Source organism: Paenibacillus sp. GCM10028914, from assembly GCF_042666275.1.
In the GTDB taxonomy this organism is placed as follows: domain Bacteria; phylum Bacillota; class Bacilli; order Paenibacillales; family Paenibacillaceae; genus Paenibacillus_AQ.
In genome coordinates this window covers 206,293-233,005 of record NZ_JBHTFO010000004.1, presented here as the reverse complement: position 1 = coordinate 233,005, position 26,713 = coordinate 206,293, and the positions used below count along the sequence as shown (strand labels likewise).

General features: G+C 42.3%; 26 protein-coding genes. 1 reads left to right on the top strand and 25 read right to left on the bottom strand.

The annotated features are described in order from the left end of the window. Window positions 1-33 precede the first annotated feature (33 nt). The 20 genes from ACFQV5_RS03720 to ACFQV5_RS03625 form a co-directional block, all read right to left on the bottom strand. Window positions 34-1,008: a sporulation protein gene (locus ACFQV5_RS03720; RefSeq protein WP_379243789.1), complete on the bottom strand. Its 975-nt coding sequence runs from the start codon at window positions 1,006-1,008 to the stop codon at window positions 34-36. A 262-nt stretch (window positions 1,009-1,270) separates the two neighbouring features. Further along, on the bottom strand, window positions 1,271-2,446 hold the full coding sequence (locus tag ACFQV5_RS03715; RefSeq protein WP_379243787.1) for an ATP-grasp domain-containing protein: 1,176 nt from the start codon (window positions 2,444-2,446) through the stop codon (window positions 1,271-1,273). Then, window positions 2,443-3,576, bottom strand: a complete 1,134-nt coding sequence (locus tag ACFQV5_RS03710) for a DegT/DnrJ/EryC1/StrS family aminotransferase (RefSeq protein ID WP_379243785.1) — start codon at window positions 3,574-3,576, stop codon at window positions 2,443-2,445. Before ACFQV5_RS03710 ends, ACFQV5_RS03715 begins: the two co-directional genes overlap by 4 nt. A 30-nt stretch (window positions 3,577-3,606) precedes the next feature. Continuing rightward, window positions 3,607-4,632: a glycosyltransferase gene (locus ACFQV5_RS03705; RefSeq protein WP_379243783.1), complete on the bottom strand. Its 1,026-nt coding sequence runs from the start codon at window positions 4,630-4,632 to the stop codon at window positions 3,607-3,609. 22 nt (window positions 4,633-4,654) lie between these two features. After that, on the bottom strand, window positions 4,655-5,890 hold the full coding sequence (locus tag ACFQV5_RS03700) for a glycosyltransferase family protein (RefSeq protein ID WP_379243781.1): 1,236 nt from the start codon (window positions 5,888-5,890) through the stop codon (window positions 4,655-4,657). After that, window positions 5,868-6,107, bottom strand: coding sequence for a hypothetical protein (locus ACFQV5_RS03695; RefSeq protein ID WP_379243779.1), 240 nt, complete (start codon window positions 6,105-6,107; stop codon window positions 5,868-5,870). Before ACFQV5_RS03695 ends, ACFQV5_RS03700 begins: the two co-directional genes overlap by 23 nt. 21 nt (window positions 6,108-6,128) lie before the next feature. Next, window positions 6,129-7,448, bottom strand: coding sequence for a glycosyltransferase family 2 protein (locus tag ACFQV5_RS03690; RefSeq protein ID WP_379243777.1), 1,320 nt, complete (start codon window positions 7,446-7,448; stop codon window positions 6,129-6,131). Then, entirely contained in the window at window positions 7,445-8,383 is a 939-nt protein-coding gene (locus tag ACFQV5_RS03685) for a GT-D fold domain-containing protein (RefSeq protein ID WP_379243775.1), read from the bottom strand. Before ACFQV5_RS03685 ends, ACFQV5_RS03690 begins: the two co-directional genes overlap by 4 nt. Before the next feature lie 216 nt (window positions 8,384-8,599). After that, window positions 8,600-9,736 carry a CgeB family protein gene (locus ACFQV5_RS03680; RefSeq protein WP_379243773.1) on the bottom strand — a complete coding sequence of 379 codons (1,137 nt, stop codon included), beginning with the start codon at window positions 9,734-9,736 and terminating at the stop codon, window positions 8,600-8,602. 41 nt (window positions 9,737-9,777) lie between these two features. After that, entirely contained in the window at window positions 9,778-10,488 is a 711-nt protein-coding gene (locus tag ACFQV5_RS03675) for a sugar phosphate nucleotidyltransferase (RefSeq protein ID WP_379243771.1), read from the bottom strand. A gap of 29 nt (window positions 10,489-10,517) precedes the next feature. Beyond that, window positions 10,518-11,246: a glycosyltransferase family 2 protein gene (locus ACFQV5_RS03670; RefSeq protein ID WP_379243769.1), complete on the bottom strand. Its 729-nt coding sequence runs from the start codon at window positions 11,244-11,246 to the stop codon at window positions 10,518-10,520. A gap of 11 nt (window positions 11,247-11,257) precedes the next feature. Continuing rightward, window positions 11,258-12,385: a glycosyltransferase family 2 protein gene (locus ACFQV5_RS03665; protein WP_379243767.1), complete on the bottom strand. Its 1,128-nt coding sequence runs from the start codon at window positions 12,383-12,385 to the stop codon at window positions 11,258-11,260. A gap of 5 nt (window positions 12,386-12,390) precedes the next feature. After that, a complete protein-coding gene (locus tag ACFQV5_RS03660; protein WP_379243765.1) occupies window positions 12,391-13,137 on the bottom strand; it encodes a glycosyltransferase family 2 protein in 747 nt (248 codons plus the stop codon). A 219-nt stretch (window positions 13,138-13,356) separates the two neighbouring features. Beyond that, window positions 13,357-14,550 (bottom strand): ATP-grasp domain-containing protein, encoded by a 1,194-nt coding sequence (locus tag ACFQV5_RS03655; protein ID WP_379243763.1) that lies wholly within the window; start codon window positions 14,548-14,550, stop codon window positions 13,357-13,359. A 25-nt stretch (window positions 14,551-14,575) separates the two neighbouring features. Further along, window positions 14,576-15,487, bottom strand: coding sequence for a GNAT family N-acetyltransferase (locus ACFQV5_RS03650; protein ID WP_379243761.1), 912 nt, complete (start codon window positions 15,485-15,487; stop codon window positions 14,576-14,578). Next, window positions 15,474-16,163, bottom strand: coding sequence for a glycosyltransferase family 2 protein (locus tag ACFQV5_RS03645; RefSeq protein ID WP_379243759.1), 690 nt, complete (start codon window positions 16,161-16,163; stop codon window positions 15,474-15,476). The genes ACFQV5_RS03650 and ACFQV5_RS03645 overlap by 14 nt, the downstream gene beginning before the upstream one ends. 24 nt (window positions 16,164-16,187) lie before the next feature. Continuing rightward, entirely contained in the window at window positions 16,188-17,297 is a 1,110-nt protein-coding gene (locus ACFQV5_RS03640) for a glycosyltransferase (RefSeq protein WP_379243757.1), read from the bottom strand. A gap of 20 nt (window positions 17,298-17,317) precedes the next feature. Continuing rightward, window positions 17,318-18,493, bottom strand: a complete 1,176-nt coding sequence (locus ACFQV5_RS03635; RefSeq protein WP_379243755.1) for an ATP-grasp domain-containing protein — start codon at window positions 18,491-18,493, stop codon at window positions 17,318-17,320. 26 nt (window positions 18,494-18,519) lie between these two features. Next, entirely contained in the window at window positions 18,520-19,704 is a 1,185-nt protein-coding gene (locus ACFQV5_RS03630; RefSeq protein ID WP_379243753.1) for a DegT/DnrJ/EryC1/StrS family aminotransferase, read from the bottom strand. A gap of 4 nt (window positions 19,705-19,708) precedes the next feature. Continuing rightward, the gene (locus ACFQV5_RS03625) at window positions 19,709-20,443 is read right to left on the bottom strand and encodes a glycosyltransferase (RefSeq protein WP_379243751.1); all 735 of its coding nucleotides are present in this window, start codon (window positions 20,441-20,443) and stop codon (window positions 19,709-19,711) included. Window positions 20,444-20,625: 182 nt separating this feature from the next. Here ACFQV5_RS03625 and ACFQV5_RS03620 point away from each other — a divergent pair, with 182 nt between their 5' ends. After that, complete coding sequence (locus ACFQV5_RS03620) at window positions 20,626-21,918, top strand: UDP-glucose dehydrogenase family protein (protein ID WP_379243749.1); 1,293 nt, start codon at window positions 20,626-20,628, stop codon at window positions 21,916-21,918. 102 nt (window positions 21,919-22,020) lie between these two features. Here ACFQV5_RS03620 and ACFQV5_RS03615 read toward each other — a convergent pair whose 3' ends face one another. The 5 genes from ACFQV5_RS03615 to ACFQV5_RS03595 all read right to left on the bottom strand — a co-directional run bounded on the left by ACFQV5_RS03615 (window position 22,021) and on the right by ACFQV5_RS03595 (window position 26,693). After that, entirely contained in the window at window positions 22,021-22,701 is a 681-nt protein-coding gene (locus ACFQV5_RS03615) for a PIG-L deacetylase family protein (protein ID WP_379243747.1), read from the bottom strand. Window positions 22,702-22,895: 194 nt separating this feature from the next. After that, on the bottom strand, window positions 22,896-23,480 hold the full coding sequence (locus tag ACFQV5_RS03610; RefSeq protein WP_379243745.1) for a GNAT family N-acetyltransferase: 585 nt from the start codon (window positions 23,478-23,480) through the stop codon (window positions 22,896-22,898). Continuing rightward, window positions 23,477-23,710, bottom strand: a complete 234-nt coding sequence (locus ACFQV5_RS03605; protein ID WP_379243743.1) for an acyl carrier protein — start codon at window positions 23,708-23,710, stop codon at window positions 23,477-23,479. Before ACFQV5_RS03605 ends, ACFQV5_RS03610 begins: the two co-directional genes overlap by 4 nt. Then, on the bottom strand, window positions 23,707-25,419 hold the full coding sequence (locus tag ACFQV5_RS03600) for an HAD-IIIC family phosphatase (protein WP_379243741.1): 1,713 nt from the start codon (window positions 25,417-25,419) through the stop codon (window positions 23,707-23,709). Before ACFQV5_RS03600 ends, ACFQV5_RS03605 begins: the two co-directional genes overlap by 4 nt. A 92-nt stretch (window positions 25,420-25,511) precedes the next feature. Beyond that, a complete protein-coding gene (locus ACFQV5_RS03595) occupies window positions 25,512-26,693 on the bottom strand; it encodes a phosphotransferase (protein WP_379243739.1) in 1,182 nt (393 codons plus the stop codon). Window positions 26,694-26,713: the final 20 nt, after the last annotated feature.

Below are 26,713 nucleotides of genomic sequence, written 5' to 3'. Positions count from 1 at the left end.
GCAAGAGCTTTATTGTATTAAAATATGGGAATATTAACGATTACGGTTCATGTCAAAAAGTCCATCTTTTTGACCGTTATTGTTCAACCATCCATCATTATTGAGATTGTTAGTTCTTACACCATCACGTCCCATATTCAAAGGGAAGAGACGGTTAATCCATCCACCGAGGTCATTAGCCATGGTACCCACTGTGTTGGTGATTACGTTGCCATCGCCATCTGTATAGCTACGCCCGTTTCCATCGATGTTTGAACCGGTATGACGTGAAGCTTGTTCATAAAAACCAGTCTCACTGGAACAATACACTTCTTTGACGGTTGGAACAGTTTTATGGATCTTGTTGCTAATCTCATCACGAATATGCTTTGGAACGCTGTTTTCATAAGCTGTAGTTCCAGTTCCAGTTAAATTTCCAGTTGTATTGCTCATGATACCGTATCTTCCGTCTGTACGGTTCATAGTACGATTACCGTCCATCCCCATAAAGCTGGTTCCGCTGGTTGTATTGCCCGTGTAGCCACCACGAACACCGTATCCCCCTGTTCCTGCACTCATTCCAAGACCCGTGTTGTTGTCAAGTGTTCCTCGCGGATTACTCATACCGCGTAACATGCCAGTACCATTGTTGCCGTTAACTCCGCCATTCCCACGAATAGTTCCGGTCATTCCTCCATCCATTCTGTCTGTACCCATACTTCTCATATTGCCTGTAGTATTTGGATTCGTGACATGATTTTTACTTTGACTATCAAGAGATAAAGACACATATGCGTTATTTTTGGTTACAAATACATGCGCGCCACGTACGCCTTTTACTTTCGAGATTTTTTCTGATAATGTTTTGCTGTACTTTAAGTTAGTTAAATCGTGCTGCTGCGTGCCGTTATTGTAGTTATTATTATTCAGCATGTTTACACCATTACGGCCGGTATTCTTCGTGCTGATGTTGTGTGTTCGGGTTGTATTAGCGTCTGAGTTATAGCCACAACCCGCTAGCCCAGCCACACTTACGATCATTGCTGCCGACAGAGTTAAGCTGAGGGCTTTGGATTTGATCATGATTCATCCTCCATCTCTATAATAGGTGTGTACTGACACCGTATAGGATGACCCCAGGCATTAGGGTGTATGCTGAGAGGTTTTGGTATCGTTCAGTCTTATGTAGAATATCATTTTATGATAAAAGGAAAGGGCAAAAGACGCCCTTCCCCACAAATCTTATGGTGAACGCCCGCCCCTTGCTTATCAGATTCCATTCACCTAAACATCACTTTAATTGTACCTGTATATTCCCTTTTACTTCATTTAATCGGTTCATTACATCTTCCAAACAGCCGCCTTTGACGATAATTTGCCCGATCCGATCCGTACCCACACGGAATTTGTTTATTTTGTCACCTATATTGTAATCAAAAGATATCTGAATAATATCTTTATGACTGGCGTTCCCATTCACAAGTCCTGTAATTTCACCCTCACTACCTGAAATCAAGAGCTCGCAAGCACAAGGCTGAAAAGCCTCTAGAGGAAAAATAGGGCTCATACGGAGAGCAGCCCTAATCATCTGTTCGTAATAATCGAATCCATAAAAAGTCGACACAAGCTCCGGCAGACATGTTGCCCCAGCTCTGCCCCCTATTTCAAGTACAAACACCTTTCCTTCTTTCAAAATAAAATCCGCATTAATCGCACAATTATTTAGTTTCAGGGCAAGTATACTTTGTTGTAACTGATCGCAAAGATCTTGTTCCACAGAATTAGATAGCTCATAAGGTACATAATGTCCGATAGGCACGCCCGTATCCCCATAAAACATCAGATCGCCGTGCGGCATAATAAACTGGATCTCATTATCATACACAAAAGCCTGTGCTCCAAATTCAGTACCTTCAATAAATTCTTCTATGATAAAAAAGTCAAGCTTCGTATCCTTTCGAACTTTATCGTAAGCATAATCTACTTGCTCAGAATGTGTTACTTTCACGATCCCTTTGCTTGCCCCGCTATCCACAGCCTTAAACATAAGAGGCGTTGATAAAACGTCAAATGCAGCATAGGCTTCCTCTATATTTTTTACCCTTACAAATTTTGCGGTCCTTACGCCATGCTCCATAAAGGCTTGCTTCATTTTCCATTTATTTGACGATAACTGCGCAGACTCAAAACTCAATCCGCTGACTCCGATTTCCTCGACCACTTTACCAATCGACTTCACTGCTACATCTGTACCTGTCGTACATATTCCATCGATTCCTTCATTCCGTGCTATTTCGGCTACTTTGTCTGTATTTGTTGTATCTTCATAATAAATCTTATCTGCTAAGGAAAACCCAGGATAGTTCCCATGCCTGCTTAGAACGATCACGTACAACCCCATTCGTTTCGCAGTTAATATTAAGGGAAGCTGGGAGATCCCCGCACCCAATATCATCAATTTCTTCATGGGTTAAACGCCCTAATTCGGTTAATGATTCGACTTTGATCTTCTTCTGTAACATTTGGATGAATAGGAAGGGTGAGAATTCGTTTCCAGATTTCTGAGGATAGTGGAACGACAGATTTTAAATGAAGGTAGATGGGGTGAAGATGACACGGGTAATAGTGAACACCAGTAGCAATGTTGTGTTCCTGCAGATGGCTAATCATACGATCTCTTAAAGTTTCTTCCTGAAATTTAATTTGGAACAAATGCCATGCACTTCGTGTGCCTGGTTGTTCCTCAGGGAGTTCGATCCACTCTAAATCTTTAAGCTCCGTGCGGTAACGTTCTGCAATTTCCCTGCGTCTTCCGTTCAACTGGTCTAGCTTGCCCATCTGAACTAGCCCAATAGCTGCCTGCATATCGTTCATATGATATTTGTACCCTACCTTGTCAACAAAATACTGCCAGGCGTATACCTTCTCATTGGATGAGCGTATCCAAGTATCACGAGAAATTCCGACCCACCTAAGCTCCCGAAGTTTCCGGTTCATCCACTCCGAATTGCAAGTGATTGCCCCTCCCTCACCTGTAGTCAAATTCTTGACAGCATGGAAGCTGAAACAAGTAATATCGCTGACCGATCCAACTCGTTTTCCTTTATATTCTGCACCACAAGCATGCGCAGCATCTTCCACCACCTTGATTCCCTTAGAGTGCGCTAACTCATGAATGGAGTCCATGTCGCAAGGATGTCCACCCATATGAACAACAATAATAGCCTTCGTCTTATCCGTGATTTTTCGCTCGATGTCAGCTGGAGATATATTTAAGGTATGTTTATCGATTTCAGCAAAAACCGGAGTTGCACCAACATAACTAACAGCATGAACCGTGGAAATGAAGGTGATCGAAGGTACGATGACTTCGTCACCAGGCCCTACTCCCAAAATTTCCATAGCCAGATGGAGTGCAGCTGTACCAGAGTTAAGAGCAACCGCGAATCGGCTACCGACAAACTTGGCAAACTCTTGTTCAAATTGTTCGGTTTTAGGCCCGAGTCCAAGCCATCCGGAACGTAGAACTTCCGTTACTGCGTCAATTTCCTCTTGGCCAATGCTTGGTTGAAGCACTGGTATCAATTTATGATCCAAGTCAACCTCTCCTTTCGTTATCCATAGCTATTAAGGCATTAAGATTTGCGTGCGCCAACGCTCGGCACAAGCTTCAACCGAGAAGTGTTCCCAAGCTGTTTGTTCTGCACGATCTTTTATACTCTGCCGCAGTTCCGGTTGTTCGATCATCTGAACAATAGCCTTATACCATTCTTCGCTTGTTCCCGAGACAATCAGACCATTATGGTTGTTCTGAACCCATTCTTCGTACGCTGGAGAGGAGGTATAAATCCCCGGAATTCCACAAGCCGAGTATTCGCGGAATTTATTATTGCTTTTACAATCGTGCAGCAGTGTTCTTTCCAGTGGAGCCAGCCCAATATCCCAGTTTGAGCGGTAAAGACGTTTTAGGAAATTCTTATAATTTTCATCATAGGGTTCTGTGTGTACCTGCGCTCTATCTTTAAGCTCTTCCGGTGCATACCCGCAAAATTCAACTCTAACTTGATCTCCGTACTTTCCAAGGACTTCACCAAGCGCCTCTATAACGGGTTCAAAGGCAACGGGTTTTCTCCCGCCTTCATAACCCAGTACAACTTTCCCTTCATTTTTTCTATTCTTCCTCAAACCCGATATGATTGAGAAATCAACACTTCCGGGAAAATATACAAGTTTATTCGGTTTAAAATGCGTATCCAGATGATTGGCAAAAAAACGCGAGGCGACCTTTACGGTTTGGGCATTTTTAAGAAACTTAACATACGTCTTTCTTCGCGTTGAATCATGATAATATCTTCCTATATCGGAAGCAGGGGACATGGCTATGAAATGATCGTCGATAACATATACCGTTTTCTTCCCCATCTCACGGGCCATCTCAAGATACTTGTAGGCTTCTGGCTGAACTGTACGAAAAAAGATGACGATATCCGCTTCTGCTAGTCTTGACTTATCCACCTCTTCGTCAGATTTGATATCAAACCGACATACTCCATTCTTCTCAAGATACCGGAGGGGCTGTTGAATGCCTATTTTATAAGAAGCGATTTTTTCCGATCCGATGATGAATACGTTTATATCTCCTCTTCTTCCCATTCCCTTTCTCACCCCCTCTATATCACGTATTCAATACAAATCTCTTCCAGCTATCAACGCAGGTATGCAGTGAAAATTGCTGTCTTGCCAGCATTCCTGCATTCTCCTTGATGCGATGGCGCATCGGTGGATCCTCAATCATAGCCTTGATCCCTTCGTACCAGCCCTTCTCAGAGTGCTCAACGAGATAACCCGATTCGCCCTGGGCTACCCAAGGAATGTAAACAGGAGACTTCGAGTAAATCCCCGGAATAAAACACGCACCATACTCGCGAAATTTATTATTTGTTTTGCCCTTGTTAAAAGAATTGTCCGCAAGTGGTGCTATCCCTATATCCCAATTACATTTATAAAGTTTCTTCAAGAAATCTTTGTATTCCAAGCCTCCACCAACATATTTAACGCTCGGATGATCAGCCAGAGACGGAGGTAGATAACCGAAAAATTCCAGTCTTACAAATCCTCCATAATAATCAAGAATCTTGTTCAACGCAGGTATAACCGGAGCAAAGTCCTCTTCCTTTTCTCCTCCTGCATAACCAATTACGATTTGTTCTTTCTCCCTGAGATTCCGATCCTGCCCATCAAGCCAATCAAAATCTACGCTGCCGGGAAAATAAATCACGTTTTTATTGAATCGTTGCTGAATATAGATGCCAAGGTCCGGAGAGTCTACTTTTATGGTCTTTGTATTTCTTAAAAATTTTATAAACGTCTCTCTGCGAACCGGGTCGCAATAATACTGTCCTACACTCGTTGTTGGCTGAATCTCCAAGAAGTTGTCATCGATCACATATACGGTACGTTTCCTTAGATGATGGGCCAGCTCCAATAAAGAATAGGCTGAAGGCTCGACATTACGGACAAATACAATTGTATTTGCTGCAGCAATCATCTCTTTATTCACTTCATGCTCTAGCTTTATGTCGTATTTTAAATTCTCACGTTTCTTCAAAGCGCTGAATGGTTGGAGAACCCCTATTTCTAGTGAGGGTATCATTCCGGCTCCAATTACAAGAGCGTCTATTCGTGGAAGGTCCGTTTCAATCACAGTCAAAGCATTCCGAGAATTGTGCTCCGCTGCATTACGACCGTGTAGAAAACCTTCCTCTTTTCCTCTTTGAAAACCATCAATACGTCCTCGCTGATAAGCGTTAAGTCGAACGGGGAGCCGTTTCCTTTGGCGCGTTCTAGTTTTCTTTCTTGTTCTCAAAGCCATCTGATCATTCTCCTTTTCAAGCACCTTGATGGCCAGCATTCATACCTTCCGAATAGCCAACGTTAAACCCTTCATTGTATGCTTCATCAAACCCTTTGTCGTACTGTTGATTGTAGTTCACAGGTTGATAACCCACCTTGTTTCTTCTTAATCCTCTTCCCGGTACTGCTTTTCTTCTTCCCGTCACTTTCTTTCCTTTTGACACTTTTCTATTAGATTTGAAGGACATCGTTCGATTTTTTTTACCTCTTCTCATAAGTTTCACCCTCTTTTCATTTTAAATATTATTCGCTTTAATCACCGGGGGTGTAATAATCGGGGCGCCTTCTTTGTACTTCTTCTTTTCATACTCATTAACGTGCCAAGGTTGATATGATTCAAGTTGCCACACAGCTAATGTCTGTCGATTGATAAAACGGTGCATCTTATTTTCTTTACACTGATAGACACTGCCATCTTTCATTTTTACAAGTTTACCTTCCATATCTCCATCAAGTAAGGATGAATGATACACGGATTGGATTCGTCGATTTACTTCTTCTGCAGAAATTTCTTCGCACAGATGCCAGTTGCTTAAATCCACCTGAGATACCCTAACCGCCTGCAGCCAAGGATCTCCACTTATCGGATAACGACTTCCATTCTGGATCCAATACGTTTCCTCACCAGTTCCTTGTACCATCACACAAGTTGGATAGGAATCAATCGTTTGAAGATTCGCATTACGCTGCCAATCAAGGGACAGCATGCCGTGCGGATCACTCCATTTTTCAGAGTAAAAGCTAAGATTGTTAGCATACACTTGTTCAAACCTGGAATTTAATGATTTCATACTCACACTGCCGTAATGATGGATAAATGTATCTTTGGCTATAACAAGCTGCATCCCCAGTAACCGAGCACGCAGTCCATAATCGTCATCCTCACAGTTCCCGATTTCAAAACCTTCATCAAAGTAACCTAAACGAAAAAAATCCTTCCGACGGAACAACATGCAGAAACCTGTCAATCGGCTAGTTACATACCATCGCTGAGCGTTAGAATGATTGTAGACTTGGGAGAATTCCTGCATCTCCGCCATATTTGTATAACTTACGTCGATTAATTGCTCCCCGCTGATGTAATTCGTCACAGGTCCAACAATTCCAAATTTCGAATTGCTGTTCAAACAATGAAGCAAGTTGTCGAGCCAATGGGTCGTGACAATAGCGTCATTGTTAAGGATCAACAGCGTTGTTCCCCTGGCCATCCTAAGCCCCTGGTTTACCGCACCTGAGAAACCTAAATTCTCCGGATTGATCCGGTACCTTATACCTTTACAGGATTGAAGATACTCTGCAGTTCCATCTTCAGATGCATTATCAACGATAATCAATTCAAATGAGCTATTTGTATATTGAAAAATACTGTCGATACATTCTTTTAAATAATTCAACTGATTGTACGTAGGGATAATGATGCTCGTACCTTCAAAGTAAGCTGTCTTGTGAACTGCACTCTCTGATTGCGCCCGCCTGTACCCATCAGCGTACCCCGTATCAAATCCTTTAGTATAACCGTCACGGTATCCCTTGTTATCACGCGCCTTGTTATTCATAAAGCTGTCTCTCCTTGAACAAGGGAATCCGCCAAATGGCCAAAGTCAAACGCAACTTTACCCAGCTCAGAAGCAATGCGCTGAACAATAACGACAGCTGGAATTCCTGCTCCAACGAGTGCGATATCAAACTCAGGAGCAGACGAGATTTCATCCATTACTCTTGGGATGTCACGCATTCCCTTCACAGGAGTAACAACACCCGTCACGTGAACACCACTGTCCTGAAGGACCTTTGAAAGTTCTTGCGCTGAGTTACCTACAATCAATACACGATAACCCTCAAGCATCCCCCGAAAGTAACCTTCAAATTGAAGTGCGTAGTTAATTGTCGATAAAGTCAGCTTCAGTTTTCGATAATTGATCCGATGGGCTTTTAAGACTGAAAAAGCAAGAGGTTGAAAATTGGACAGACGCAATTTTGGAATTCCTACAATATCTGCTTTTCGAATTGCCGCTGCCAGCATATCCCGCGCTTCAAGATCAGGTAATTCCACACCCGAATAGCTTAAAAAATGTCCTTCCTTCCGCACATCCTCCTCAATCATGACGATGGATTGTGCGAGTGTAAGCAATTCCCCGTCACCCAAACGAATAACGGACAAGGGGCGGTGCTCACTCAGAGCATTCTTAATCTGTCCAGCAATTTCCGAAGTACCAAGAAGCCTGAAATATTGAGAACTCATCTGCTTCATGCCAGCTTCGATAATCTTACGAACCGGTATCTCAGGAAGAATCTCGAAGTCTGGCAGGATAGAATCCACAATTCCTTCTCCGCCGTCATAAAGTCCTTTTTTGTACTCATCATCGGAGTGTTTCGTTTCTTCTTTATGCGGTATAGATTCCATCGTCATCATCTGCATTGCCTTCGTCCATGCCTCATCATAGCCAGTATCAAAACCTTGGTTAAACGCGACAGACGCCTGCCCGATCATTTTCTGTTCATTATTATTAAAATGGGCTGGAGTAGCTGCATTGCTTGAAGATGTCCTTCGCCTTTTTTTGAGTCCTCGCTTGAGAATACGCGTCTTAGCTCGGCTATACTTTATTTTCCCTAAGCGCTGCCGTATGGTAATCACCCCATCTTACGCTCAATATATTCTCTTTCATACATTCGGAAACGGGTATACCTATCCATTTTCACCTCTCCATTACGGAAAAATGATGTTTAGCATAGTTCTTAATCTTTTATGGTAGGTATGGTCTTTTCTCGTTCTTATCAAGCTATTGAAGGCCACTTTTTGTCTTTCTTTTTCATGCCGCAGGTAATACTCAATTTTGTCTATAAGTTCTTCATGAGAACTATAGGTTCCGATTTCAGTTTCCGTAGAATACACCTGACCTAAATCCGAACGAACATCTGACAATTGAAGTGTTGTACAGCCAGAGATTTCGAACGTTCGCGGATTAACGGAAAATGCCGGTATTTTACGACCATTCGCATTGATCGTATCGTCCTCTGATGAACGGTGAAGATTTATTACTATTTTCGCACCATTATAATAACTGGCTGTTTCCTCAGGGGTCATCCAATCGCCGAGTCTGATTTTATCAGCAAGGAGGGAGTAGCTTTGCAGCCGATCCCACCACCAGCCGGAGATAAGCACCTTTTTATTTTTTAAAATCGGGGCAAGTCGATCGATCATCTCTACCCGATTCCAATATGCGGTCCCAATAAAACAAATGTCGGATTGATAAGAAGAGGGTACGTGTTTCGGATGGAATACTTTCGGATTAACTGCGAATGGTAGATGGTGAACCTGTTGACATCCTAATTTCCGATAGAAGGGGAGGCAGCTTGATTCGAGTGTAAAAATATATTCATATCTTGGGGCGATAGATACCGTCCAATCTGTGTAGTACGGATCGTCGGTGAACCATACAGCGGTTTTAAATCCATTTTGCCTTAGCTTTTTGACGGTATCTTCTTCCACAACAACTCCATTAAGCACAAGGATAAGATCCGGTTTGACTTTTCGGGCCAAGGCAACCACATCTTCAGAAGGATTCGCAACCGTAAGCCTTCGGACTATATCCTTAAATGCGTCAATGATGGCCTGATCCAGCGCCGGATACGGAACGCCGATGCCTGCGGTTACATAAAGAATATGAAGATCCCGAACAGATCTATTATCCTGCGGGAGTGCGTTTAGAGCGGCTTCGGAGAATCCAATCCGGTATCCCTCTCTGCGTCCGTGCTCGAAACCATCTTCTCTCCCCTGTTGTTTCGCAGATTGCTCTGATAACCACACTCCCTGCTGTAACAAATTCATTTCTGTTGTTTGCATACAGTCAGGCCTCCGGATTCATTCTTTCAAAGTATATAGCTTCACTTCATGAGCCAATCGCTAGCCTGATACAAGGATTGAAAAGTCCCTGCATCCGTCCACCATCCGTCTAAGATGTCATACGCAAGTTGTCCCTCGCTTGCATAAACGTTATTGACATCGGTGATCTCCAATTCACCACGGCCAGAAGGCTTAATGGTCCGAATCTTATTAAAAACAGTGGTATCGTACATATAAATGCCAGTTACACAATAATTGGATTTTGGCTCTGCAGGCTTTTCTTCAATCCTTAGAATTTTATTTTCTTCCAGAATGGGAACGCCATATCTCTTGGGGTCATGAACTTTTTTTAGAAGCACTCTAGCTCCCTGACCCTGATTTTGAAAGGATTGAACATAAGGAGTGAGAGAATCCTCGAATAAATTATCACCTAATAGCACAACAAATTTTTCATCCCGCTTCATGTTAGGTTCAGCGAGTGACAACGCTTGAGCAATCCCTCCGGCTTCTTCTTGGATTTTATAAGTGAGGCGAACTCCCCATTCCTTACCGCCGCCAAACAGCTCGGTATATAAACCTGCAGATTGCTTGCTAATGACCAATATTATTTCTTCTATGCCCGCATTACGTAACTTCTCTACCCCATGACAGATCATTGGAGCTCTTCCAACAGGCAGCAAATGTTTATTTATCATTTTTGTCAGCGGATAAAGACGGGTGCCGGTACCTCCTGCCAATATAACGCCCTTCATGAAACCCTCCCCTTCTGCACAGAATCGCCCTAAACATAAATCGCTGGATCGATTCCCCATTTATCTATAAATTTTTGTCGATTATTCTCAATGAGACTTTCCACTTTACTCCTATCCTGTCTGCTGAAGCTGGCACTTCCATGATGAAATATAAATACATCACCCGCTAATCGAAACGTATATCCCGCCTGCCTTGCCCGGTAACAATAATCATCGTCTTCATAATGACCTGGGGAAAAGCGTTCGTCGAGCAGTCCAATCTGTTCCATTAACTCACGCTTAAACAAAAAGCATAACCCGACAATACGATCCACAGGCAGCCACTTCCCGGAATCCGGTTCATTCAGCTGCTCAGCCATTTCTTCCAAATTGGTATAAGGCATTTCGATCTGCTGCTTGCCGCTTGCATAGTTCGTTAGGGGTCCGACAATGCCAATATCCGCGCTGCTGTTTAGACATTCAAGCATATTGCTAAGCCAATTCCGTGAAACGATAACGTCGTTATTTAAAAGAAGGAGCGTATCACCAGTAGCAATCTTTAATCCTTTATTACAAGCTGCAGGAAAGCCTGCATTGTTGGCCAGAGAAATGAAAGTAATTCCCTCCTGCCGACATACATCGACAGTCCCGTCGGTTGAACCGTTATCAACAACGATGATTTCATACGGCTCTTCTGTATATCGTTTAATCGAATAAACACAATCCTTAAGCAATTGCCTTCCGTTAAAAGTCGGAATAATAATGCTCGTTTTTCCCATACCTTTCACCTTCACACCTTGGTTATTTGACGATGTCTGATCTGGTCCGGGAACGATAATCGCGGGCCTTTCAAATCCATTACCGTTTTTAAAGCTTCGATGTGGTCTCCAATGATCATGTCGGAAACCTTATTCATTGACCCAACATTTCGTGCACGAAGTCGATTTCTTGTAATCACATCCACGCTGGCGGGTGCACTTATAGCCATCCCTTTTTCTATAGCAATGACTTGCGCTTTCGGCGGAACAGCCAAGTTACCGTAACCAATGATATGTGCAGCTTCTTTCCTCATGGCATGCGGGACCGCAGTGAGTGAATTGGCTTCAAGATCGGCCCTCGACATCGAGCGGTTAATAAATTCCTTAACTGTAGTCACATAGTCTCGTTTAGAGAATAATCCAATATACGGAGAGATGTTATTTAGTGCAATGTCCTTTCCAGATTCAATGGCATCAATGAAAGGAACGAGATGCTCAGCCAGTATCGGAAAATCGCCGTCAAGAAATAATAAAATATCAGACTCAGCTAACTTTGCCCCAATCGCTCTGCCAACATCGTGCCCTAGAGCTTGCTGGTAATGAACAATCATGGCCCCTGAGTAATTTCGGATTAGTTCAAAGCTTTCATCTGTCGATCCATTCACTATAAAAATAACTTCATGAAGCGGCATTCGATTTAACTGCTCAATCACTTGAAGAATAGTATCCTTTTCATTCATTACCGTAACGATCGCAGCTACCGTTTTAACCGTTGGAAGTAATACTGCATTACCGAAGTACCCTTTAGAGTGCTTATGATATCCTTCCGCAAATTTGGAGGCGGTTGCGTAATAAACTGGCCATGGCAACGGCTTAACGGAACCATACCAGAGATTCCATCTCTGATTTACGATTTGAATAGAACTGATCCTGTTCGAGCTGTCCTCTTTAATTAGTCTTGAACTTTCTGCTGCGATTGCCGCATCATAACCCGCAGCAAAAGCGTTCTCCTTCCAAAAATTCGGGACTTTCCCTGTATACAATCGTTTTTTTGAGGTATGACGAGAACTTAATATACGATTGTTTCGTTTAGTCTTGAACTTTCTCCTAATAGAAATCGAGGAACCCTTCGCTATTCTTCTGCGTCTTCTGTTCGCCATAAAGGTCACCACACGGTTTCTCTTCTACGTGTAAGATCTGATCGATTACCCCGCACCCCTGAATGTGAGATGAACCAATCTATCGCCTCCAAATGATCGCCTACAATAAGTGCTTCCAGGGGATCATTGCCTTTGGTTCTCCCTCTTCTCGGGTTACTTTTCCCTACATCCACCTCATGAACCCCGCGCATGTTCAAGCCTTTATATATAGCTATAGCCTGCGCTTTCGGAGGGACAGCTAAGTTGCCCGTACCAATCACATCTCTCGCATGGCGGCTCATTGCATGTGGAATTGTGGTTAACGAGGCACCCTTCAATCCAGGATTCGATACCAATATATTTAATGCATGCTTGGCAAGTACAACACTGTGAACATGCGTCTTGCCGGTCGGTCCCAAATACTTATTTAAGGCTACATCCACACCATCTTCCACAGCCCTTGTTAAAGGAATGAAATCTCTTGTTCCAATAACAATATCCGCATCGGTAAACAACAAGATGTCCCCCTTAGCCTCTCCAGCACCTACGCTTCGGCCTACATCATGCCCAAGAGGATGAGGTAAGCGGATGACTTTCGCACCGACTCTCTCTGCCAATTCTGCCGTTCCGTCCGTGGAACCGTTGGCTACAACGATCACCTCTGTCTCGGGGTGCACAAGGTATGCTTGCTGAATTACAGCTGCAATGGTCTTTCTTTCGTTCATGGCAGGAATGATGACGGACACTTTAGGGGTTTCTGCATTTCTGATCATGAACGAATATGACCTTGTCTTAGATCTCTTTGCGGGGCGCGCAGGAGTTCGTTTCGACATGTTTCTCACCTGCCAAGTTTGTTATTAAGAAAACTTCTCCCCTCATTTTATGTATAGGTAATTTTACTGTAACGGCATTCGTACCTGAAGGCGAAATAAAACAAAAGAAACCTCTAAAACCACTATTCAAATGGTTTTGGAGGTTTTGTGGTTTTCCATTCAGTAGTAATCAATCAATTGCTTTAAACCGTCAATAAATTCAGTACAGTTTTGTTCGGCTGCCTTGGCATTAACACCTGTGCACAGGACATATCCGCAATTCTTCTGTTCGGGTGAAACAGACATTTGGTTTTTGATATTCACACTATAACTCAAGGGTTTATATTTATCTAATAGATGAGTGTAATTCCGAATGTATTTAATCTTATTCGGCTGATCAAAATATAGCAAAAGTCCAGCCACCGGAGCTTGTATGGGTACCGGTAAATGTAACTCTTGACCTGCGGCAAGCCGTATCGACGCTTCCACCAGATCGATGCCGCTGTGTGCCTTGACGATTTCCGGCAGCCTGGTGCCTCCGATGCGAGCTCCTACTTCTAGAATATATGTTGTTCCTTTATCATCCAGTATGAGATCAATATTACTAGGTCCATTTACTATACCCAAACTTTGCAGCGCTTTACCACACTCTGTCTTGATTCGATTCATCAGGTGCTCTGGAAGAAGGAGCGGAAATGAATGGCCGATAGAAACTCTATCCGCAGCTAATGTTTTTCTCGATAATAAACAGAGAACCATCTCGCCATGAATAGAAAAGCACTGAGCACCTATCTCAATTCCCTCCACAAATTGTTCAACAATCACTCTTCCCCTCTGCGTAAATTTTCTCGCAGCATGTATAGCAGGCTTTAATTGTTCGATATCAGATATTTTCGTCACTCCATTACTTCCCGCGCTATCCGTCGGCTTAACAATATAGCAATTTCGCTTCAACCCTTCAGTCAATTCTTGTCTTAAGGGATACAAATCTGCCCCAGGCTCCACGATATAAAAAGGCTGGGGACAAGACACTCCCGCGCGCTTGAAGCATTGACGCATCAAGTATTTATTCGTGACAGACTCACCGATTCCTACCCCCTGATTCGGGAGATGCATCCTTTCGTTTATCTTACATACTGCCGACACTGCCTCTTCACTTCGGGTCATGCATCCAATCACTTTGTAATGACTTGCAGCCTTTTCAATTGTTCGCAAATCGGAAGGATTCGCCTCCACAACAATATCAGCTCTCTTTGACCCAGGAGACTTGACGTTTGTGTGGACAACCATTACTCTCATTCCAATTTCTTTCGCCTTTTCGATAACACTGACGTTAATACGGTTCCCTCCCACAACCATAAAAACCGGCTTCATCCATTGTTCCCCCGTTACTGTTTAGTTACAGTTTAATTACAGGACTTGGCAATGTGATTGCACCAAACCCCTTCTTAAACAACACAACGCCCGAATGTCCTCCGCTAGGATTAAAGTCGTACCATCTGTATTCTCGTTCACAGGCATGTGCGATCGCAGTGTACTGAATCAATACAGCAGGACTTAATGGGAGGTACTGCTCTAGAACGGCGGCATGCCACCCGGCTACGTGATGTTTGGAATGAAGATTCAAGGCCCCTCCTACAATGGTGTCTTGATACTCAGCGACCCAAAGTTTAATATGAGAAGACTTTCTGCGATACATTTCCTCAAACAATTCCCAAGAGTAACTGTACTTGGCTTTCTTTCCCCATCTTCGCAAAGTATCTTCATACGTTCCAAAATATGCGCGCCAGTCCTTTTGATTATTTGCGGATCTGACAGAAACCCCTTCTCTTAACGCTTTTCGCACTTTTCTTCGGTGCTCCGGTGCCCAGTGGCTGAAGATATCATCGAATCCATTAGATAAATGCAAGGTATGCGTCTCATCGTATCTACTCACAGGCATATTCTTGTGGACAGCAAGTTCATCATAAGGATTGATACGCCACCTCAGCTTTCCAAGTGACAAGATATACTCTATTAACAGTGCGCTATGTTTCCTTGTTAACGGATCTACTGAGAGCCATCCCCCGTAGGTTCCTGCAGGTGAAGAGACATAACGCTTGTTAGATAGGCTGATCGGAAGCAGCGCCTTAGTTCCGTCGTTAAATTTAATCAATATTGGCTGAGGGGACATCGTTCCCTTATTATATCTACTCCAGATTTCAGCCCATTCACGTGAGTGAAAATAGGTGGAATATGGACAATTCCACCATATCCAGTCCCACATATCCGCTTTTGCCGGAGCAATGCTGTCGATCTTAATTTGGGACATTCAGATCATCTACCCATCGTTTAAAACGTTTTGTATAGGTGATTAAGTAGCACTTTTTCAAATACTCTTCATTGCTAATCGTCCATGTATGTTCCATCGGATCAGCCTTTCTTACGTAGACAAAATTGGAGGTGTCCGTTGAATGAAATTTAAACCCGTGTTTCAGGCATTGTTTTTTAAATGAAGTATCCGAGCCCGTTTTCATACTTGTTGGCCATTTAACTCTATCCCATACTTCCTTTTTAAAAACTAACGTGGGGCCGCCTAGACCGCTTATTTCCTTTTTCGTACGTAAAAGAATGGCTTGAATCGCCTCCATATATACGTAGATATCCTTTTTCCCTACGATATCAGCATCAGTTTCTTGAAATGCTCTCATCGCTTGGATCAAATAATTCGCTCCATAATAATCGTCATCATCAAATTTAGCGATGTAACTATACTTGGCCTTTTCAATTGCAAAATTGAGACATTTACCAAGTGTCATTTGTTCCGGAAGTTTATAAATAGTGACATTATCATATCTTTCAGCTCTTCTAATCCATCTCGATACACTCATATCATTTTTATTTACAATGATTATTAATTCTTTATCACTCCACTTTTGGCGATCATAATTATTAAAAACATTACGAAGGCTTTCTTGTCTCATCGTGCAAGTAATAACTGAAACCATGGAATTAACCTCCTTTCATAGGAGTCATAACAACTTTCTATAAATATCAGCCAACACTTTCCCTTGTGTGGACGCAGAGAAGTACTGTTCAATATGCCGTCTGTTTTCGGTTACCATAGCATCCCAGGAGGACATACTGAGGATTTGAAGAATTTCCTTGGATAAAGCTCTGACATCTCTTTCCTCTACCAGTAAGGATCTGTTAGTTGCGCCTAATACTCCTGGAATATCACAGTGGGTTGTACTCACGATAGGCATTCCAGTCGCTGCCATTTCCAGAATCGTTACTGGAGCCCCACCTTCTGTATCCCCATCCTTTGCCGTAACACTAGGTGAAATAAACAAGTGGTGTTTATATGCTTCTTCCATAAGAACGTCATGTTTTTGATAGCCTAGTAAACGGACATTTTCCGATAAGTTATGCTCCTCAATGATCCTCATGATCCTCTCTTTTTCTTCGACCATTCGTTGTTTCGAGGGATTTGCATACCCTATAATCGAAACTTGTATATCAGAGATATACCTCCTCCTCTTTAACCTTGCTATTGCCAAAAGTGCGTATGGAATTCCCTTCTTCTCTTTAAATCCAGCGGAAATAAGCACTTTCAACGTTTGAGAAGGATCCCATTTTCTAGGTTGAAATACATAGCGATTTATATCAACACCTAGGTGGTATACATGAACTTTTTCATTTGGACAGCCCATATTTATGATGCACTGGGCCATATGTTCACCTTCACAAAGAACAGCATCTACGGTATCAAACATTCTCTGGTATCGAATCTTCCACTTGGGGTTTATCGTAGGCAGCCGGTTAACATCCAGGCCGTAAAAGGACACCACATGTTTTACACCGGTCTCTTTTACGGTGGTAATATTCCTCCATCCTTCGTTACCAAAGTGGGAATGAATAATTTGGGCTTTATTCTTTATTACGCTCTCGGCTAAAGAGCCTACTTCTATACCAGGAAGTTGATATTGTTCTAAGTTCTCTGTCTTCCTACAGACAATGTGGTTATTTACCTCGCTAGGCAGGAACCGAATTAAGTTATATAACCAAGGCATTGTTCTAGGCAGCCAGCTGGAATAATAATGAACAACTGTGATTGGGCTTCCTGTTTGATGATTTTGCACAACCATTTCAGCACCTTTCCTCAGATGAATTCGACTAACCGCTTCAATTTGCGAATAAACCTGGCACACTGTCTTTCCGCGCTTTTGGCATCATCGCCCGAGTAGATTACATATCCGTATTTAACCTTTGTATTGATGCCCAGGTCCACCCTATATTCCAGAGGCTTATAGCGCTTCACTAAATGATCATAGTTCTCTATAGTTTTCACTCGCGCAGTTTTATCGAAATGAATCACCATCGAAGCCACCGGAATATTTTTCGGAGCCTTAAGTTCTACTGTTTTTCCACTGGCAAGAAGAATAGAAGCTTCAATGATATCTATTCCACTATGTGCCTCTACTAACTGCGGTAACTCAGTACCTCCCATTCGAGCCCCAATTTCTAGAATATGAGGCCGGCCGTCTTCGTCGATAATAATATCCACATTGCTCGGCCCATTCTGAATACCTAAGCTTTGTAAAGCTTTTGCACACTCTTCCTTAACTTCGGATACCGTTTGTTCGTCTAAACAGACAGGGAATGAATGAGCAATCGGCACCATTTGATCCGATAAACCATCATTATGAATTAGACATAAAGCCATCTCTCCATTGATACAAAAGCACTGAGCACCAATCTCCAGTCCCACGATATATTGCTCAACGATGATTTTTCCATTGTTCGAATTCTTCCTTGCATGCTCAACCGCTGCATGAAATTGATCAAATTCCGTAATTTTTGTTACGCCTCGACTATTCTCACCATCTGTAGGCTTTACAATATAAGGCCATAAATGGATAACTGCCTTTATTATTTTTTCTACAATTCTGTAGTCCTCCTCATTTTCTATCTTGTAGAAAACAGGCGACCGCACGTTATTCTTTGCAAAGCTTTGTCTCATGAGGTATTTGTCCCTAACAACCTGACTAATTCCTCTTCCTTGGTTAGGAAGACTTAACGCCTCATTAATGTAGCAACATGTTGGTACAGCAGTCTCAGCTACAGTTATTGAACCTACAATTCCGTATGCCCTTGCTATTTTTTCGATCATTTTGATATCAGTAACATCCGCTTTTTCATAATAATCAGCGATCAAGGCTGCTCTCGATTCAGAAGCATTTGTAACGACTAAGGCATCCATGCCAAGCTTCTTCACCTTCTCAATAACTAACTCATGCCTATGCCCCGAACCAATCACCATAAACACTGGCTTCATCAAATGATGCTCCTCTCCAAAAGTTACTAATTCTTCGTCAAAATCTGATGAACGGATTGAATAACACGATCAACATCCTGATCACTCAAATTAGGTGTTAGAGGTAAGCTGACCGTCTGACGTCCAACTCGTAAGGCACTCGGATAGTCTTCCGGCTTCCAGCCGTAGGTCTTTTGGTAGTAGGGATGTTCTGGAATGCTTAAATAATGGACACCCACACCGATTTTCTTTTTAGTCATGGCCGTGAGAAAGTCGTCCCGGCTAAGTCCTGCTGTTTCTTTATCGATCAATACGGTATACAAATGATAGGCATGACGGGTATTAGGTTCTATGGAGGAAGGCAGCTCTAATGGAAGATGGGCCAAATCATGATTATATCGATTCCAGATCGCTTCCCGGCGAAGCCAATTTTCTTCTACCTTCTCAAGCTGATGAATACCAATGGCTGCTTGAAGATCCATCATGTTGTATTTGAATCCTACGTCAACAACCTGATAATGTTTGTACCCTTCATCCGAAAAACGTTTCCATGCATCTTTAGACATCCCGTGAAGTCCAAGTGTTTTTACTCTGTCAATATCCTCTTGCTTCTTGGCAATAACCATTCCGCCTTCGCCGGTTACGACATTTTTGGTGGCATAAAAGCTGAAGCATCCAAAATCACCAAAGGTTCCTGCCTTTTTCCCCATGTATTCCGTTTCAATCGCATGTGCACAATCCTCTATCACTTTTAAATTGTATTTAGCGGCAAGATCCATCAAAGCATCCATATTGCATGACCTGCCAGCAAAGTGAACGGGTATAATCGCTCGTGTACGCTTCGTTATTTTTTCCTCTATCCGTACAGGATCTATATTCATTGAAACTGGATCAATGTCAGCAAGAACAGGGGTCGCTCCGCTATGAATAATGGCGTTTACTGTGGCACAAAAAGTCAAAGGTGTTGTAATCACCTCATCACCCGGTCTAATTCCTGAGGCTATTAATGCTAAATGCAGTGCAGCAGTACATGAATTGACAGCCGCACAATAAATCGATCCTTTATACTGCTTGAATCGTCTTTCAAAAAGTTCCACCTTGGGTCCGGTGGATATCCATCCGCTTTGCAAACAGTCAATAACATCCGTTATTTCTGCTTGGGTAAAATGCGGAGCACCGAAGACAAGAAATCTTTCACTATTCCCATCCAGTTGAATCACATCCTTATCCAAACTATTAAATGCTTAGACTAGCAAAACTTTTGGTTATGAGCGGGGGATAGTCATTGGTGTACTTTATTAACTTGCACTGAGACATATATTCTTCTGTGCTCTTTTTTTGTGTATGTGAGCTTATATCCTTTCTCCTGATGCATACATAATTGAATTTAGATGAGGAGTATATCCGATAGTCCTTGCGCTTGCATCTTCTCAGGAAATCGGCATCACTGGCATGTACTAACTGTTCATTAAACTTTACTTTTTTCCACACAGACTTGTAGAACAGCAATGATCCTCCTTTAATATGCCTTCGATACTTCTTCTCTCCCCCGTCCCGAAACAACATAAGTGCTTTTTTCTCTTCGAAAAACAAGAACGAGGTGTGTTTGCCAACAATAGAAGCCTTTTTTGTTCTTAATGTGTGAACTGCCTCTTTTATATAATCAGGCGCATAATAATCATCGTCATCAAATTTTGCGATGATGCTATACCTTGCTTTCTCAATTCCATAGTTCATGCATTTTCCTAACTGACATTTTTCAGATAGTTGATATACAGACACATTGTTATATTTCTTTGCTTCTTCCTTCCATCTGTCAATATCCATATCATCTTGGTTTAAGATGATTATCATTTCCTTGTCTGTAAAGCTCTGACGATTATAATTGCTGAATACATTTTCCATGAAAGAAGGTCTCATCGTACAACAAATGATTGATACCACCGCACTCCCCCCTTTTGGCCAGATCATGTATCATTCCATATTGATGTCAGCTGAAAAAAAACACTACTTTTAGATTATTAATTATGCTACTGGAGAGAAACGGCGTTTTCATCAGGAACAATACCCATGTCAATCCCTAACTTTTTCTCATAAAGTGATTGTAATAACTTCACTCAGAAGTTATTTTTTAAGGGAGTGTGACTGATTTCATGAATATTCTGGTAGCAGGTACAGGATATGTGGGTACCACAACCGCTTTAGTGCTGGCAGAAATGGGATGGAATGTAACGGGGCTTGATGTGGATCAAAACAAAATAAGACTACTTCAACAAGGCTCAATTCCTTTTTATGAGGAAGGACTCGAAGTTCTTCTGAAGAAACATTTGCAATCTGGAAGGATTCATTTTACTTCCAATACAGATGAAGCGATCAAGGACAATGATGTGATCTTTTTATGTGTAGGGACTCCTTCCCGCTCTGACGGGAGTGCAGATTTACAATATGTAAAGCAATTAGCTGAAGAGATTGGCCATAACATGGATAGCTATAAGCTGATTGTGAATAAAAGTACGGTTCCCGTCGGTACGCAGATCAAAGTCACAGATTGGATTCGCACCGCACAACTCTATCCCCACCCATTCGATGTCGCTTCTAATCCCGAGTTTTTACGTGAAGGAAAGGCATTGACGGATGCACTATACCCTGATCGGGTTATTATTGGGGCTGACAGCCCACAGGCCGCCAGCATTCTGAAGGAATTGTATCAAACGATGAACTGTCCGTTCGTCATTACAACACCTAATACTGCGGAATTGATCAAATATGCTGCAAATGCATTTTTAGCAACGAAAATTTCATATATCAATGAACTGGCCATACTTTGCGACGAATTAGGGGTCAATGTAGGTGAAGTTGCCCATGGCATCGGTCTAGACCCAAGAATCGGTCTAAGCTTTCTTCAAGCTGGTATCGGATACGGAGGCTCCTGTTTCCCTAAGGATGTATCTGCGCTACTCCGAATATCAAATGTACACGGTATCCCGCTATCCATATTGGAACAAACCGAATCCGTAAATCAGACTCAATATTTATATTTAATAACAAAAGCTCGTGAGAGGCTGAGAGAATTTGATGGAAAAAAAATAGCCCTATTGGGCCTCTCCTTTAAACCAGGCACAGATGACATCCGAGAAGCTGCCTCCATTCGAATTGCCCGCCGCCTTCTTGCCGAACTTGCGCACATCAGAGTCCATGATCCCGTTGCAAAGCTCCCTCCGGAGCTTTTACATGATTCCGTTACATTCTGCAGTACACCGGAAGAGGCTGTTGAAGATGTTGATGCTGTATTCATCTGTACCGAATGGGCGATGTATCAGAGCATAGATTGGGAGAGAATGAAAGAGTCTATGAATCAGGCAAACCTTTTTGACGGCAGGAATCTACTTGATGCCAAAAGAATGAAAGCCCTAGGATATTATTATCAAGGAATCGGAAACTCTTAGCGAGAAATATAAATCTTGATAATTAGACAACGCTCACGCCTAGAATGTGAATCATCATCCAGGCATGAGCGTTGTATTTTTTCTGCATTTAGTGCTCATTCACTATAACGTCACTCTGAGCAGGTGATACTTCTCCGCATACATAAATCCATTTTCCATACCTCGTTTAGCGGCCCATTCTTTAACGGATTCTGGTGAAATTAAGTGCTTTGGCTCTCGCAGCTGCGATTTATGTTTTCGTAAGGCTTCTATCTTTTTATCTATTGTTTCGCTAATGTCCAAATATAACTCTCCAACATCCGTAAGCTTAGGGTGCTGCCAGACAATAAGAGGATATTCATACATTGCTATGATTTTATAATTCCTATGAGGAACCGGACGCAAACCTGCCATGCAAGCTTCATACAACACTTGATGATCGTGATTAAAACTTGGATAAGGAATAAAAACCATTGTGGGTTTGAAATCCATTAAATACCTGTCAATCTTGGTTACGATTTCCCTTTTGGGGATCGTGTCTAATATACTTTCCTTATCGTCATACATAATATCATTATCTGTGCATCCAAGGTATTTCAGCGCATCAAAAAACTCCTTCTTGCGTGTATTAACAGACACCGGCTGATCTCTGTGCCAAAAAAATGAGTTTCCGACAGAGGCCAAAACGACCTTTACTTGGTTGTTATATCTGCAAGCTTTTTCAATTAATCCACCGCATCCCAAAACCTCATCATCAGCATGTGGGACAAATATAAGGATTCTCTCTTGTCCTGATTCAAGCATGTTCTTATCCCTCCTCTCCCTTAGATATTCGCGGAATGCCTGTCCTTCACTCACCTTTATATATCTATATGAAACTCTTAGATCGTGTTCTTGGACTTTGAAAAATAATAGGTGCTTTATAAAGAAAAAAGACAACGAGAGTTCCGTTGCCAAAAGTTATTAGATAAACGAATTATATTATTGATATAGACGAGTTATTCACCGGGCACTTCCCTAAGTAAACGCTCGGCCATAATTGCAGGTTTCTCCAATCTGTCTTGAATCAAGGGCCAATTCTCTTTCGTTGCTGTATGAATAACCATATCATAGGAAACCCCCTTGATCGTTAGACCGCCATGTTCAACACCTGTGCGAGGAAGGCCGCAATTGTCATGAAATGATACGACGCTTGCATTATCAATCACCGTATTTGAATACACACTAGTCAGTCCTAAAATATCAAACGCAACATGAAAAATAAGCCACACGCTGGCTGGCGCGGCCGGAATTGAAGGCGATATAATCCACCGACCCCAATTACCGGTTTGATCTGCGATATCATAAATCGCAATTGTGCCAACAGCTTCTCCTGACAACAACTCAATACAGAAGTAATAATCGCCATCTCGATGAAAATACTCTTCCAGCCATGATTGATGAACAGAAAAGCGAGAGTCAATTTCCCCGATATACCTCGACAATTCAGGTGATCTTCTTAATTTGAAAATAAAATCAGCATCGTCCATCGTAATAGGCCTCAAACGAATCCCGAAGCGTTCAACCAAGATGTCATGCTTCACGATTTCACCTCTATAATCTCAACTAAATCATCCAGACTTGTTATTCCCGCTACTTCATTAATGGAAAAACGAACGTTAAATTGCTCTTCAAGACGGAGAATAAGCTCCATATGCTTCAATGAATCCCAGCTTGGCAGTTCCTCACGCTTCGGATTTTCATTCGGTGGCCATGCGGTGTTTAGCACATCAGACAGAATTGTTCCTACTTGTTTCCGTAGTTCATCATTCATTGATTCACCTCCACCTTTGCAGGATGATCATTGCATGCAGCTTTCACATGTACCAACAATTCTTTAAGTGATTGGGGTTTGGTCAAGTCCTGTGCGAATCGCGTTATCCATTCCAAGGCGGGAGCATTTCTCGGCCCTTGAGCCGTGTCTATGTCTAACTGCTTAACTCCCCGATTCATTAATCTTTCTAACATCCAGGCAAAGGTCACCGTTTCAATCTCTCGGCCAAGCGCTCTGCAGCTAAAGAGCGTTTCAAGCAGCTGTGCCTGCTCCCCTTCGATCCGACATACAAAAGCGCCTATGATCCCACTGTCGGACAACATATCCGAGAGAGAAATGGTAATACATAAATATGCATTGTTATCCATAAACTCTTTGACTTCATTGCCTTTCATCCGTCTTAAAGCCAAATTAAACTGGTTCGTTTTATGGCTTAATTCATACAAGCGTTTAACATGAGAAAGTTCATTCTCGTACACGGTAATACGCATTCCCAGACTATCTAAATACGCGTTATAATCAGACGCTTCATTTTTAATTTTATCCCGCTTTTGATTTGCCTGAATATCCACTGTTCTGGATAAACCGACACCATCGGAATGAAGTTGATAAAGTCCCGGATAATGGCATAATCCTTTCATGGTCTCTTGACCGCTTCTCTTTGCGCGGAGCAAGTGTACCTCTGGCCATGCGGCCGCCATCTTGATTAATTCAGCTGGGTTGTCATCCACAAACAAAAAGCTTGAAGGATCAATGTTCAAGATCTGTGCCAAATGCTTCAGATTTTCTGCTTTGGTCCGCCAGTTTGCACACACTGCTGCAAAATCATCCCACTTTAGAGGAAAGTCATCCCGCTTTTCAAACAATGCTTTGACGTCTTCTTCCTCATTACGTGTACATAAGGTTAGAAGTATACCCGATTGTTTAAGACGAAGCAGCAGCTTTTGCAGTAATGTATGGCCTTCGGTAAGTGATATCCCTTCCACTCCTTCTTCGCCAAGGACCCCGTTATACAACGTGTCGTCAAGATCGAGGGCGAGGGCTTTAAGGCGGGGGGCAAACGTTGCAGGAAGTAGATGAACACTTAGGTGGCGGGAGATGAGAATGGTTGCTTCATTAGAAAAAGGATAATTGCTTATTTCTTCATTTCGATAATCATAAAAAGAATTCGATCCTTCATGAACTAACACAGCTAGATCAATCAGCATAATACCGGCGGTTTGCTCGATCCATTCTGACAGAAGGGAGTTTAACTTGCGAAACCATCCGTTATCGCTGGCAGTAAAACTGAATAAGATATCGCCCGCCCCAAGAGACTCTGGCCAGTTATTTACCCATATCGGTTTATCCGTTGAAGCGCGTAATTGTGCAAGCCTCTCTTGCAGCCAATGTACTGCTTCATAGGCTGTCATCGATTTTAGATAGATTCGCCAATCTATCCATATGATAAACACATCGGCCTTTAGCTCTCCGCCGAGTACGGTCAGAGCAGCATCGTAATCAGAATAATCAAAATGGACATCTGATCCCCATAACCTGCAAAAAGGAGGCATTAAATTGGCAATAAACTCAAATGGCATCGTTCGATCCACTCTGACCTGGAAGGATTTTTGAGAGGATAGCTTCGGGCTTCCGGTTATTCGAGCTCGGGTTGGAATGGAACACAGCAACGAATCTGCCAAATCAAGATAGGTTACAACATGGTTCATGCTCATACCTCCTTTTTGTGAGATTGGAAACCTCGATCCGTCCTAGTGTTGCACTCGCATAGATACATATCTCATTTGGGTAGATACCGACTTTAATACAGGCCCAGTTCTTTACCCCATATTTTAATCTTCTCTAAATAACCTTCCAGCAAAAAGGCAGATTTAATGCCGTCCATTCCCCAATGAAGCTGATTATATAGGCTTCGCTCCAGTACTCTCTGTAAATAAGCCATTTTATATAAACGAATCGGATCCACTTCAAAGGTGATGCCATATTTAAGCATTTCAGCAGCATAAAGACGTGCACAACGCTCGATTACCAAGTCCTCGTCAGCTCTCCAATCTTTCCGATAAGCAAAAAACACACCAATCAAGTTGAACATATCGAACCAGCAAGGTGAGAACCGTGCACCTTCCCAATCGATAAACTTAATATTCCAATTCTCTTCAGCCACATTGTGGCAGCCGATATTCGGGGTCTGCAGATCATTGTGGATTATACTTTTCCCTGCTTCAATAAGCTCTGGAAAATAAACCGGGCCTTTATTTAGAATGATCTGCAAATCGTTATAACTGTCATTAAGTTTCAGCTTTAGCTCAGGATGATCTATTGCTTTTTCCAAGTATTCCATAGTCTTTTCATGCTGTTTCAATCGTTCAGCAGATACAGATTCCGACTCATATCGCGGAAGCCAATCCTCAAATACATCCCACTTGTTGTAAAAGTTCTCATTGTAAGTTAGAGCATGAAGTTTAGCTAAGGAAGGAATGATTTTGTCAAAGTGATCTGGCGTGAAGATAAGCTGACCCTTTACTTGGGGAACAAACTCCATAAACACCCACACTTCATCATCGTTTATTCCCTCTAATATCAAATAAATCGTAGGTATCAAATCTGGCAAAATCGGACTTGCCTTACGATACATATTCAGCTCCGTGAGTTTTTGATCAGTCACTGGCGCTTTAAATATTTTTAAAATGATAGGATGCTCCTGGTTATCAGCTCCAACTTCAAGCTTCCAGATCGCACTTTTTACCGTTTCCTTTAAGCACTCCATCTTTCGATCATTTAATACGACCGTAGTTCCGAAATGGATTGATATCTTCTCAGCACACTGGAACTCACGCCATTTTACGCTTATATCATGAAGAGGCGGACTATCCACTAAAGCTTGTGCATCCTCGAATCCTTTTACATACCCATCTTTTTTTCCCTTTTCAAATCCATCTGATCGGCCTTTCTCATATCCACCAGATTTATTCGTTTTCGTCATATTCATAGTCCTCCACTTTA